The 12216-nt window shown below is 65.7% G+C and carries 13 protein-coding genes; 8 read left to right on the top strand and 5 right to left on the bottom strand.

Annotated elements, in window-relative coordinates:
* Positions 1-32 precede the first annotated feature (32 nt).
* From DN387_RS07910 to DN387_RS07900, 3 genes are read left to right on the top strand one after another with little or no spacing between them, the layout of a single operon-like run.
* Complete coding sequence (locus tag DN387_RS07910; protein WP_043863495.1) at positions 33-1298, top strand: Hsp70 family protein; 1266 nt, start codon at positions 33-35, stop codon at positions 1296-1298.
* A 27-nt stretch (positions 1299-1325) separates the two neighbouring features.
* On the top strand, positions 1326-2240 hold the full coding sequence (locus DN387_RS07905) for a hypothetical protein (RefSeq protein ID WP_043863496.1): 915 nt from the start codon (positions 1326-1328) through the stop codon (positions 2238-2240).
* Entirely contained in the window at positions 2237-3175 is a 939-nt protein-coding gene (locus tag DN387_RS07900) for a hypothetical protein (RefSeq protein ID WP_043863497.1), read from the top strand. Before DN387_RS07905 ends, DN387_RS07900 begins: the two co-directional genes overlap by 4 nt.
* Positions 3176-3219: 44 nt before the next feature.
* Here DN387_RS07900 and DN387_RS07895 read toward each other — a convergent pair whose 3' ends face one another.
* Complete coding sequence (locus DN387_RS07895; RefSeq protein WP_054916161.1) at positions 3220-4227, bottom strand: AI-2E family transporter; 1008 nt, start codon at positions 4225-4227, stop codon at positions 3220-3222.
* A 166-nt stretch (positions 4228-4393) separates the two neighbouring features.
* On the opposite strand from DN387_RS07895, the gene DN387_RS07890 reads away from it, so the two are divergent.
* On the top strand, positions 4394-4945 hold the full coding sequence (locus DN387_RS07890; protein WP_054916162.1) for a hypothetical protein: 552 nt from the start codon (positions 4394-4396) through the stop codon (positions 4943-4945).
* Positions 4938-5882 carry a hypothetical protein gene (locus tag DN387_RS07885; protein ID WP_054916163.1) on the top strand — a complete coding sequence of 315 codons (945 nt, stop codon included), beginning with the start codon at positions 4938-4940 and terminating at the stop codon, positions 5880-5882. The genes DN387_RS07890 and DN387_RS07885 overlap by 8 nt, the downstream gene beginning before the upstream one ends.
* A 14-nt stretch (positions 5883-5896) precedes the next feature.
* Here the strand turns inward: DN387_RS07885 and DN387_RS07880 are convergent, their stop codons facing one another.
* Together DN387_RS07880 and DN387_RS07875 are read right to left on the bottom strand one after the other, a co-directional pair.
* A complete protein-coding gene (locus DN387_RS07880) occupies positions 5897-6181 on the bottom strand; it encodes a PsiF family protein (protein WP_043863501.1) in 285 nt (94 codons plus the stop codon).
* Between the two features lie 75 nt (positions 6182-6256).
* The gene (locus DN387_RS07875; RefSeq protein WP_054916164.1) at positions 6257-7042 is read right to left on the bottom strand and encodes a helix-turn-helix domain-containing protein; all 786 of its coding nucleotides are present in this window, start codon (positions 7040-7042) and stop codon (positions 6257-6259) included.
* 113 nt (positions 7043-7155) lie between these two features.
* Here DN387_RS07875 and DN387_RS07870 point away from each other — a divergent pair, with 113 nt between their 5' ends.
* Positions 7156-8067, top strand: coding sequence for a DMT family transporter (locus DN387_RS07870; RefSeq protein WP_054916165.1), 912 nt, complete (start codon positions 7156-7158; stop codon positions 8065-8067).
* Here the strand turns inward: DN387_RS07870 and DN387_RS07865 are convergent.
* The gene (locus tag DN387_RS07865) at positions 8027-8917 is read right to left on the bottom strand and encodes a triacylglycerol lipase (RefSeq protein ID WP_054916166.1); all 891 of its coding nucleotides are present in this window, start codon (positions 8915-8917) and stop codon (positions 8027-8029) included. The genes DN387_RS07870 and DN387_RS07865 overlap by 41 nt on opposite strands.
* 134 nt (positions 8918-9051) lie before the next feature.
* On the opposite strand from DN387_RS07865, the gene osmE reads away from it, so the two are divergent.
* Both osmE and DN387_RS07855 read left to right on the top strand, forming a co-directional pair.
* On the top strand, positions 9052-9396 hold the full coding sequence (gene osmE, locus DN387_RS07860) for an osmotically-inducible lipoprotein OsmE (protein WP_043863505.1): 345 nt from the start codon (positions 9052-9054) through the stop codon (positions 9394-9396).
* A gap of 85 nt (positions 9397-9481) precedes the next feature.
* Positions 9482-10012 carry a bacterioferritin gene (locus tag DN387_RS07855; protein WP_043863506.1) on the top strand — a complete coding sequence of 177 codons (531 nt, stop codon included), beginning with the start codon at positions 9482-9484 and terminating at the stop codon, positions 10010-10012.
* A gap of 85 nt (positions 10013-10097) precedes the next feature.
* Here DN387_RS07855 and DN387_RS07850 read toward each other — a convergent pair whose 3' ends face one another.
* Positions 10098-12170 (bottom strand): AsmA family protein, encoded by a 2073-nt coding sequence (locus tag DN387_RS07850; protein WP_054916167.1) that lies wholly within the window; start codon positions 12168-12170, stop codon positions 10098-10100.
* Positions 12171-12216 lie beyond the last annotated feature (46 nt).

Genomic DNA, 12216 nt, shown 5'->3' with positions numbered 1-12216 from the left:
TGCGCGGCCGTTTTTCCCCCGGAAGCACACCCATGAGTCACGCATCCCCGGCCCGCGCCTGCGGTATCGACTTCGGCACCTCCAATTCCACCGTCGGCTGGCACCGTCCCGGCGTGGATTCGCTGATTGCCCTGGAAGACGGCAAGATCACCTTGCCCTCGGTGGTGTTCTTCAATATCGAGGAGCGGCGCCCGGTCTATGGCCGGCTGGCCCTGCACGAGTACCTGGAGGGCTACGAAGGCCGCCTGATGCGCTCGCTCAAGAGCCTGCTGGGCTCCAAGCTGATCAAGCACGACACCAGCGTGCTGGGCACCGCGCTGCCGTTCAAGGACCTGCTGGGCATGTTCATCGGCGAGCTGAAGAAGCGTGCCGAGGCCAATGCCGGGCGCGACTTCGACGAGGTGGTGCTGGGCCGCCCGGTGCATTTCGTCGACGACGACCAGGCCGCCGACCAGGAGGCCGAAGACACCCTGGCCGAGGTGGCGAAGAAGATCGGCTTCAAGGACGTGTCGTTCCAGTACGAACCCATCGCCGCAGCCTTCGACTACGAGTCGAGCATCCAGGGCGAAGAGCTGGTGCTGATCGTCGACATCGGCGGTGGTACCTCGGACTTCTCGCTGGTACGCCTGGCCCCCGAGCGCCACATGCTCGATGACCGCCACGCCGACATCCTGGCCACCGGTGGCGTGCACATCGGCGGTACCGACTTCGACAAGCAGTTGAGCCTGCAGGGCGTGATGCCGCTGTTCGGCTATGGCAGCCGCATGAAAAGCGGTGCCTTCATGCCCACCAGCCACCACATGAACCTGGCCACCTGGCACACCATCAACTCGGTGTACTCGCAGAAATCCCAGCTGGCGCTGGGCAGCATGCGCTACGACATCGAGGACACCGACGGCATCGACCGCCTGTTCAAGCTGATCGAACAGCGCGCCGGGCACTGGCTGGCGATGGAAGTGGAAGCCACCAAGATCGAGCTGACCCACAGCGACAGCCGCCTGGTCGACCTCAAGCGCGTGCAGCCCGAGCTGAGTGTGGAGTTGACCCGTGCGCTGTTCGAGGCGTCCATCGACAGCCTGCTCGAACGTGTGCGTGGCAGCGTCGGCGAGCTGCTGAACAAGGCCGGTGTAGGGGTGGCGCAGGTCGACACGGTATTCTTCACCGGCGGCTCCAGCGGCATCCCTGCCCTGCGCCAGAGCGTGGCGGCCATGCTGCCCAACGCGCGCCACGTCGAGGGCAACATCTTCGGCAGCATCGGTAGCGGCCTGGCGATCGAAGCCCGCAAGCGTTACGGCTAGCCCGCCGCCCCACAAGGACGTGAACAGATGAGTTTCAAACCCCTGGCGCTGATCAGCGCCTTGCTGCTGGCCGGTTGCAACGACGACCTGATGACCCTGCGCTTCGAGGACTCGGCCGGCTCGTCGGGCACCGGCCTGGACGCGCGCAAGCAGCAGATGATCGACGAGGCCCTGGTGCAACGCCAGATCGACCCGAAAAGCCTGCGCTGGCGGGTCGACCTCGAAGACCAACACCTGGTGTACGTGAGGGAACTGCAGCCGCTGAGCGAGGCGCAGCGCAAGGCGTTGCGCGAACCGTTCGACGAGATCCTGCAGGCACGCGCGGCGAACACGCTGCAGATCGAACTCACCCTGGACATCACCCCCGAGCAACGCCAGGCCCTGAGCGCGGCAGAGCGCCAGCGGATCGACGCGCTGCCGCAACCGTTGTTGATCCCGCTGGAGCTCAGCCCGACGGTGCTGACCATGGCGCTGATGCCCAGGGACGACGACAACGTGCCGCGGGACGTGACCGAACGCATCAACTCCAAGGTCACCTGCCAACTGCAGGCGCTGCCGGTAAAGCCGTTGCCGGAAGGCATCACCGGCCTGTGGCAGATGACGCTGGACACGGCCAATCAGGTCAGCGTCGAGCTGGGCGAAGCGCACTACCCGGCGCATTACCGGCTGACCGACGCCGGCCTGCAAGGCAGGATCGACAAAGGCGAACTGTGGCTCGTCGAGCCGAACTACCTGTCGGTGGACCCACTGGTGGTGATGCTGGGTTTTTCGGACCTGGGGCAACAGCGGCTGTACCGCAGTTTTCCGTTGCAACCCAATGCTTCGCAGCTGATCCATTCGTGCGAAAGCGCTGCCAACCACTTGCCACGCCCCCTGAGCTTTCGGGTCGGGGACGGCCTGGACCGGCTCGAATCGGTGACCTACAAGGAAGAAACCCAATGAACCTGGCCAGAACCCTGGCACTGTCGAGCGCGCTGCTGCTGGGCGGCTGCGGCGACGAAACATTCATGAGCGTGCGCTTTCAGACCGACGTCGGCACCGCCCGCTGGGGGCTGGACCCGATCAACCTGCAGATGATCGGCGAGGCCCTCGAACAGCGCCAGGTCGACCCCAAGCGCCTGCGTTTCGACGTGGATGCCGAGGACAAGCGCCTGGTGCATGTGGTGCTGCTGCAACCGCTGGATGAACAGCAGCAGGCCGCCTTGCGCGGGCTGTTCGAGGACATCGTGCAGGCGCGCAACGCTGTCACCTTCGCTATCGAAGTCACCCTGCAACCCACCGCCGCCGAGCGCCAGCGCCTGACCCCAAGCCAGCTGCAGGCCCTGGAGGCGATGCCCGCCTCGTTCACCCTGCCCGCCGAACCGGGCGACGAAGTGAGTACGGTGGCCGCGATGCCGGAGCAATGGCCGGGCACCACGATGGATGTCAACGAACAGGTGCAGGCCGAGGTCAGTTGCCTGCTGTACATCAGCCCGCGCCAGTATTACCCGGGCATGACCGACGTCTACGCGGCCAAGGGCGATGACCCGCAGCGGGTGGTGCTGGAGTTTGCCGAAACAGGCGAAGCGGATGCCTTCAGCCTGTGGAAAGTGAGTGCCCGCTACCGCTTCAAGCAGGCCAGCCTGCAGCAGCAGGTCGACAAGGGTGAACTCGCGCTGCTGCCGGCTGACGAGCAGAACCGCAAGAGCCTGAGCATCGCGTTCAAGCTGGCGGACCTGGGCGAGCACGAGCTGATGCGTGCCTACCAGATCGACTATCGGGTCAAGGCGCTGAACAGCCAGTGCTACGCCGAGCAGATGAAGCTCGGGCGGCCGTACACCTTCTTCATGGGTGCGGGGCTGGATCGGGTGGAAGCGGTCACTTATCCACAGAAATGAGTTGGCCTCTTCGCCAGCAAGGCTGGCGAAGAGGCCCGTCGGCCTTACACCAGCTCGGCCCGGCGCAACTCGCTCTTCAGGTACGCATAGTAGATCGGCCCCGCGACCACGCCCGGCAAGCCGAACGCCGCCTCGAACACCAGCATCGCCAGCAGCAGCTCCCACGACTTGGCGCGAATCTGCCCGCCCACGATGCGCGCATTGAGAAAGTACTCGACCTTGTGGATCACGATCAGGTAGCCCAGCGCCGCCACCGCCACCCAGATCGACAGCGACAGGCCGACGATGGTAATCAGCGTGTTGGACATCAGGTTGCCGATCACCGGCAGCAGCCCCAGCAGGAAGGTCAGCACGATCAGCGTCTTGGTCAGCGGCAGGTGCACCCCGAACAGCGGCAGCACCACCGCCAGGAATACCCCGGTAAAGGCGGTGTTGAGCAGCGAGATCTTGATCTGCGCGAACACGATGTTGCGAAACGCCTGCACCAGCAGCGACAGGCGCTCGAACAAGGCCGCGGCCAGCGGTTTGCGCTGGGTCAGGTCGGGGATGCGCTGCAAGGCCACGATGGCGCCCAGGATCATGCCGATCAGCAAGGTCACGAACATGTGCGCCGCGCCCTTGCCCACCAGTTGCAGGTCGGCCAGGTGGGTGCGCAACCATTCGCCGATGGCCACCTTGAACTCCGCCGCACTGGCCGGCAGGTAGGCATCGATGAACGGCGGCAACTGCCCGCGCGCCTGGTCCACCAGCAGCATGAACTTGTCCAGCGACGCGCCGGGATTCTCCGCCTCGTGCAGCAGAAAGCTGATGGCCCCGGCAAACAGCAGGCTCAGCACGCTCACGATCAGCGTGCCCAGCAACGCCACCGCCACCCAGCGCGCACGCTGCCCGGCAATCAGGTGCTGCAGCTTGGGCGTGAGCATGTTGACCAGCTCGAACACCAGCAGGCCGGCCAGCAGGCTGGGCAGCAGCTTGAGCGGCAGCGCCAGCAGCAACCCGGTGAACACGATGAGCCAACTCGCCAGGACGATCTGGCGCTGGGTAAATGTCATACAACCTCGGAGGCAGAAAGACCACAAAGACGGCAGTCTGCCAGCCTTCTACGAGCAGGCATAGGGGCACGCGGGGCGCGGCGCGCTGGCGTTGCCAGGGCAATCTTTCTATGATGCCCGCCCTCACGGAATGACCGCGCGCCCATGCGCAATCGCAGGAGCGTGCATGCGCGAAAAAGATATCCTCGAAATACTGGTGCCGATTCTCTGCGTGCTGATTGTCTGGCGCATCACGCCGATCTTCTGGACGTTCTTCATGACCTGGCTCAACCGCGTCAGGTACCTGCGCCGCGCCACCCCGATACGCCAGCTGAACGACGGCGAGCGCGAGGCCCTGGCGTTTCTCGGCGGCCCGGCCTACATGCTGCGCAAGCTGGTCGGCACCACCGACCTGCCCTGGAAGAAACTGGCCCACGTCACCGGCAAGCGCGCTGCGGTGTACCGCCTGCAAGGCCCGCTGGACACCTGGGGCTACTCGCTGCAGCACTTCGGCGAAATACACCACCGCATCCAGAGCATCGCGGTGCACATGCCGCTGGAGGACATCGAGGAAAAGACCGACCCGCACAACGAGGTGGAGGTGATGTTCAGCCGGGGCGTGGCCATCATTCTTAGCGTCAATGGCCGGCCCACCCTCATCGAAACCCTGCGCCTGTGGCAGCCTCGCCTGCTGCCGCTGCAGGAACACGCCGACACGGCCAAGGAACCCCATGCGTAAGGTACTGCTGTGCGCGCTCGCGCTGTTGCTCGCAGGCTGTGACAAGGACTTTCTGGTGCTGCACTTCCAGGCGCCGGTGGGCGACCTGTACTACAGCCGGGACGTGCATTACAGCTACCGCGAATCGATCTTCGCGCTGCTGGCCGCGCACCACATCCCCACCGACCGCCTGGTGATGGAGATGGACGAGTACAACGACAAGGTGGTGCACCTGCGCCTGACGGACGACTCACTGAGCCCACAGCAGCTGGACGAGATTCGCGAGGTGTTCGAAGCCATCATCCCGGCACGCAATGCGGTGACCCTGAACATGAAGCTGCGGTTCGACGCCGACCAGGCCCAGGGGCTGACCGGCCAGCGCCAAGGTACGGGCGCGCCGCCGCGTCACTTCGACACCACCGTGCTGACCCCGCAGAACCTGCACATTGCCCTTGGCCAGGACATCGGTACCCCGCCGCACAGCAACCCCTACCTCAAGGTGCTGCCGCAGGCCGATGACCAGATGCTCTGCACCCTGGAGGCCGGCATGACTCCGACACTGCCGTTCTACATGCTCGCCACCGGGCCAGGCGAGCTCGGCTCGGGCCGTCAGGGCCTGCTGCACGTGCGCAACCGCGACTTCCAGGCCGCCCAGGTGCCAGTGCACCTGCAGTTCGAAGACGCGGCGCTGCGCCGACTGGTCGATAACGGCACCCTGCAGGTGGCGTTCAGCACCCGCAACTGGCTCGACTACCTGAACCCCGACAACATTCACCTGCACTTCGTGATCGGCCCGCCACTGGTATCGGAGCCGATGGCCGAGATGACCCATGCGCGTGCCCGGGAACTGCACGCCGAGTGCAACCAGCGCATGGACGCACTGGGGCGGCCGTTCTCGTTCTTCTTTGGCGAGGGCGTGGACCGGCTGGTGTATGTGGGCCTGCCGGCACGCGACTGAGCCTCAGCAGGGGCTCATTTCTTCTTCAGGCAGGTACTCATGAACGCCTTGCGCTCGTCGCCCTTGAGCGCCTGGGTGGTGGCGTCGGCATTGCAGGTCTTCATCTTCTCCTGCTGGGTCGCGGGCTCGGCCTTTTTCAGGCAGGTGCTCATGAACGCCTTGCGCGCGTCACCCTTGAGCGCCTGGGAGGTGGCGTCGGCATTGCAGGTCTTCATCTTCTCCTGCTGTGCGGTGGCGGCGAACCCCTGCGAACACATCAGGACGCCAAGCAGCAGCAACGGCACACGCAACATTTTCATGGGGCATTCTCCTGGTCGCCACGCCATCCGCGCAGCCTCGACACCAGTGTAGACAAGAATTTTTACAAACCCCTGTCAGCCGCGGCGCGCCTGGCGTCGGTACTGCTCCGGGGTGCACTGGGCCTGGCGCTGGAACATCGCGATAAAAGCCGATGGGCTGCCGTAGCCCAGGTCGAAGGCGATCTGCTGGATGCTCTGCTCGCCCTCCAGGGCCTCGATGGCCCGCAGAAACCGCAGGCGCTGGCGCCATTCGCCAAAGCTGATACCCAGCTCGCGGATGAACTGGCGGGCCAGGGTGCGCTCGCTCACATGTACGCTGGCCGCCCAGTCGCCCAGCGGACGGTTGTCCCCAGGGTTGCGCTGCAGGGCCTGCAGCACGCTGCGCAGGCCCGTGCCCTGGGCATACGGCAGGTAGCCGGTGTGCACCGGCGCGCAGTGCAACTGGTCCACCAGCACCTGGGCCAGGCGCTGGTCGGCATCGGTGCGCGGTACCTTGACGTCGCGCCGGGCAAAATCGCCGAGGATGGCCTTGAGGATGTCGCTGATCACCAGGCTGCACGGCTGCGCAGGCAGGCTCTGGCTCAGCTCGCGGGTGATGTACACCGAGCGGTACACCACGGCCTGGGGGTTGTAGCAACCATGCTCGGTGTCCGGCGGCACCCATACCGCGTAGTTGGGCGGCGAGAAGAAGCGCCGGCCGTCGATCTCCAGCTGCATCACCCCGTGGGCGGTGTAGTTGAGCTGGCCCCAGGCGTGACGGTGCGCGGCGCTGTGGGTGTCGGCGCCGAACTCGTCATAGCGGAAGTACACCGGTGCCGGTAGCGCGTCCAGCTGCGGGATGTCGAGGTATTTGCGTGCCATGCTGTCGGTCGAATGCTGTCTGGATCAATGGGCGGGTTGTCTGGATCGCAGTATAAACATCCAGACAGACAGGCGGATAATGACCGCCGTCATCTTCAAAGAGTCCCTGTTGCATGAATTATGCGTTCCCCCTGCTGGCCATTCTGATCTGGGCCGGCAACACCGTGGTCAACAAGCTGGCCGTCGGCGCCATCTTCCCTGCCGAGATCGGCTTCTACCGCTGGGTGCTCGCCGGCCTGCTGCTCAGCCCGTTCCTGCTGCGGGCAGTGCTGCGCAACCGCGCGGCGATCCGCCCGCACCTGGGCAAGATCATCATCCTCGGGGTGCTGGGCATGGCGGTGTACCAGAGCCTGGCGTACTTTGCCGCCGCCATCACCAGCGCCACCAACATGGGCATCATCCTGTCGCTGATGCCGCTGATGTCGCTGACCCTGGCCATCGCCACCCTGGGCCAGCGCCTGAGCGCCGGCGCGCTGCTGGGTGCACTGGTGTCGTTCGCCGGGGTGCTGGTGGTGGTGTCCGGCGGCGACCCGGCCGCGCTGCTGGCCCACGGCCTGAACCTGGGAGACGCGATGATGCTGATCGCCACCCTGGCCTATGCGGTGTACAGCACCCTGCTGAAAAAGTGGCAGCTGCGCCTGCCGCCGCTGCAACTGCTGTACCTGCAGGTGCTGGTGGCGATCGTGGTGCTGTTGCCGCTGTACCTGTTCTCGCCCAAGGCCGGGCTGAGCGTGGACAACATCGGCCTGGTGCTCTACGCCTGCGTGCTGGCCTCGATCGTGGCGCCACTGGTGTGGATGCAGGCGGTGGTGCGCCTGGGCCCCAGCCGCACCACGCTGTTCTTCAACCTGCTGCCGGCGCTGACCGCGGTGATCGCGGCACTGGTGCTCGACGAACGCCTGGCGCCGTATCACCTGGTGGGCGGCGTGCTGACCCTGGCCGGGGTGATTCTGGCCGAACGCTGGACCACCCCGCTGCGCCGCCTCAAAGCCCCGCCGCCTTCAGACGCGCCGCGTGCTCGGTAAACAGCCGTACCGGGTCGGCGCCCTTGCCCACCGCGCCGAGTGACTGGTTGACGATATCCAGGTGATCCAGCGGGTAGTCGTCGCCGATCACCTGGCCCAGGTGCGAGCTGAACCGCCCGACCATGCCGTCGCACTGGCCCGGTTCACGCACGAAGGTGCGCGCGAACAGGCGGCAGAAGCGGTTGCTGCCATCGAAGCGGTTGCGCCCGCTGTCGGTGATGCCCGGCTGCAAGGTGCCCGACCACGAGTAGTAGCGCACCCCGTCGACCTCGGCCGGCCCCTGGCCACCCCAGGTCAGCGGCAGGCCCTGTGGATAACGCTGGTTGAACAGGGCCACGCCCTCGAATGTCAGCGACTGGTGCGAGGCGTGCACGTCGATGGGCAGGCCTGCCCCGCGCCAGCCGGTTTCCAGCCAGCCCATCAGCCGTGCCAGCCCGTGCAGCACCCACTTGAGAAGGCGCCCGCGGGCGGAATCGCCGGGGTAGTGCTTGTCCAGGTAGTCGGCCAGTTCGGAGCCGTGGTTGGGGCCCGCGATGGAGGTGACCGAGGCCACCCATTCCGGGCGCCTGGCCGCCGCATAACGGGCGGTCAGCGCACCCTGGCTGTGGCCCAGCAGGTGAACCTTGTCGGCGCCGGTGCGGCGGCGCAGGTCGTCGATGATGCGCAGCAGCTGTTCACCGCGCACCTCGTTGCCGTGGACCGGCGAGACCTGCACCGGGAACACCGTGGCCCCGCCCCGGCGCAGGGCCGCGACAATGCCGAACCAGTACGGGTACAGCACCAGGCGCACGAAGCCGAGCATGCCCGGCACCAGTACCAGTGGATAACGCGTTGCAAGCGCTTGCGACATGGCGGCCCCTCCCGATCCGTGGCAGTGCGCACCACCCTACAGGCACAACAATGGCAACTGCAATCGAACTCCCGGCGTGCGCTGCGGTTCCAACCCTTATCAGGCCATGACGGCCTTCACAAGGGAGCGAGACCATGTACAAGCACGCCCTGGCAGCCCTGCTGGCAAGCGCCACCCTGGTAGGCTGCGGCAGCAACCGCCCTGAAAACCCTGTGGACTACGTGACCTACCGCGAACAGCCGCTGGTCAAGCAGGTGGGCAACGGCATGACCATGCAGCAGGTGATCGCCATCGGCGGCAGCCCTTCCTCCGTCATCGACCTGCCCCACGGCGGCACATGCAATAACTACGTGCTAAACCATGAAGGCAAGCAACAGGCTTACTACGTGCGTTTCGATGCCACCGGGCATGTGGATGCCAAGGGCTTCAAGACGTGCGAGCAACGCCAGAAGGACGAACAGGCCCTTCCCGGCGCGTAAAACTTTTAGCGCGCCAATCAATCACACACTGTGCACCCGACGCGCCGTCAGAGCGTGAAACCCCGTTTTCAGCTTGGAGAACATGATGAGCAACGTTGAACTGACCGATGTACAAACCCTGCGCCACCGCGCCCGCCAGCACGTGGAAGACGGTGCGGTGACCGAAGGCTACACCGCCGACCGCGAAAAGATCCTGCGCCTGCTGAACGAGTCGCTGGCCACCGAGTGGGTGTGCGTACTGCGCTACAAACGCCACTACTTCATGGCCGAGGGGATCAAGGCCAACGTGGCCGCCGAAGAGTTCCTGGAGCACGCCAACCAGGAGATGGAGCACGCCGACAAGCTGGCCGAGCGCATCGTGCAGCTGGGCGGCGAACCGGACTTCAACCCCGACAACCTGAGCAAGAACTCCCACGCGCAGTACGTGGCAGGCAAGACCCTCAAGGAAATGGTGCTCGAAGACCTGGTCGCCGAGCGCATCGCCATCGACAGCTACCGCGAGATCATCCAGTACATCGGTGACAGCGACCCGACCACCCGGCGCATCTTCGAAGACATCCTGGCCCAGGAGGAAGAGCACGCGGACGATATGGCGGATCTGCTCAAAGGGCTGTAAACCGCAGCGACTTCATCGCGGGTCAAGCCCGCTCCCACAGGGTCCGTGGTGATCCTTGTGGGAGCGGGCTTGACCCGCGATGCGTTTAGCCAGCCTTGACGGTCTTGGGCGCCTTGCCCGAACGCATCTGCTCCAGCAATGGCGTGCACTGGTTCTCGTCCCCGCCGCTGGGCGCCACCAGCGCCAGCAACGCCGCCGCCGGCGCTACCGCCACCCCCAACGCCACCATCCCGGCCCCGCGCAACGCCAGCGGAATTGCCTGCACGCCTGCACTCGGCTTGACGAACGGCCCGCGCACGTACAACGGCGAGCGCAGCGAGAACAGGCGCAGGCCCTTGGACTCGGGGTTGATCTTCAGGTCCAGTTGCTCGGTGGCGAAGTTGGCCGTGCCATCGATGTAGATGATCGCGTTCTCGGTGTCGAACACGAACAGGCGCGTACTGGCCAGGCCGTCCTTGATGCCGAAGTCCGCCGCCGCGCAGTTGATCTTCACCTCGTTGTCGCCAAACAGCTTGCCCACCACGTAGTTGCCCACGTTGAGCCCGGCGATCTCCATCAGGCCACGGCTGATCGCGCCGTCGTTGATCAGCAGCCGCAGGTCGCCATTGGAGGTGCCCAGCAAGGCCGCCACCGAGTTGCCGCGGCCACTGATGTCGGCATCGCCATTGAGCGCACCGAAGCTGGTCTTCATCGGTTCGAAGGTGGGGAACAGCTGCTTGAGCTTGAAGTTGCGCGCACTCAGGCGCGCACGCCCCTGCATCGGCACCGCGCGGCCATCCAGGCGGATCTGCGCATCCAGCTTGCCGCCGGCCACGCCAAAACTCAGCGGCTCCAGGCGCAGCACGCCGTCATCGAGCACGAAGTGCGCGGCCAGGTCCTTGAAGGGCAGTTCTTCGCTGTGCACGATGCGCTTGCCGCTGAAGCTCACGTCGGCGTCCATGGTGCGCCAGCGCTCGGTGCGAAACTCCTCCACCGGCAGCACCTTGCCGGCCGGCTGCTTGCTCGCGCCACCACGGGCCTTCTGTTCGGCGTTGGAGTCGGCGCCGATCAGCGGGCCAAGATCCTTGAACAGCAGTTGGTTGGACACCAGCTTGCCGGTGAGCTTTGGCCGCGGCTGGCTGGCGACGAAGGCCAGGTCGCCATGGATATCGCTGTCGCCGATCTTGCCGTTGAAGCCCTCGTAGCGGAACACCGCCCCGCCCGGCTCGTGCAGCTTGGCGATCAGGTGGCCGTCGGTGGAATAGGCCGGCGAGTCGGGCAGGGTCACGCCGGTCAGTGGGTACAGATTGCCCAGGCTTGCGCCCGACAGGCGCAGGCGCAGGTCGAGCGCGCCAAGGTTGCGCGGGTCGGTCAGGGTGCCGGCCACTGCGACGCGCGTGTCGGCGATGCGCACGTCAGCCTGCAGCGGAAACGGCTGCGTGGCGTCCTGCAGTGCCAGCAGCCCGCCGATCTTGCCGCTGCCATTCAACGGCTGGCCCTTGTAGCGGCCGTCGACCTTGAAGCCGAAGGCGTAGTCCTGGGGCGCCGAACCCTGGCTCGCCGCCTTGTCGGCGCTGGCCTTGCCGACGATGTCGGTGAACGGAATGGGTTTGCCCAGCGGGTCGACCTGCACCTTCACCACGGTCTTGAGGGTCTGGTCGTCGAAGGCCACCTCGCCCTTGTCGAAGCCGATGGCGCCGATATCCAGCACCCATTTGGACGGCTCGGCGTTCTCGTCCTTGGGCCCGAAATCGAAGGTCCAGTTGGCGCGGCCATCGGCCAGGCGCTTGAGGCTGGCCACCGGCAGGGTCAGGTCGATACGCGGGATCACGATGCGCTGGGCCAGCAGCGGCAGCGGCGAGAGGCGAAACTCCACGCGCTGCAGGCCGACCATCTGCGGCGCCTTGAGCCACTCGGGGTTGCCCAGGGTCAGGTCCTGGGCGATGAAGCGCGGCCATGGCACCCAGGCGCGCCAGCCGCCCTCGTCGCGATCGCGCTGCCAGCGCACGGCCAGGTCGCCATTGATCGCAAAGGGTCGGTGCAAGGCCTCGGAGACCTTTTCGTTGAGGGTGGGCTTGATGCGGTTCCAGTCGAAGGTGGCGATGACGATGATCAGGACCGCCAGCAACAACAGCACAGTGGCGAAGGTCCAGGTGAGAATTTTGGCAGGGCGCGTCATTGCACGAATCTCCTGATGACAGCATGGCGAACAGCCATGCCCGTTG

The organism is Pseudomonas sp. FBF18 (assembly GCF_024261405.1).
GTDB classification, from domain to species: Bacteria; Pseudomonadota; Gammaproteobacteria; order Pseudomonadales; family Pseudomonadaceae; genus Aquipseudomonas; species Aquipseudomonas palmensis.
The sequence above is the reverse complement of the archived record's forward strand: the minus strand, read 5'-3'. Positions and strand labels throughout refer to the sequence as shown.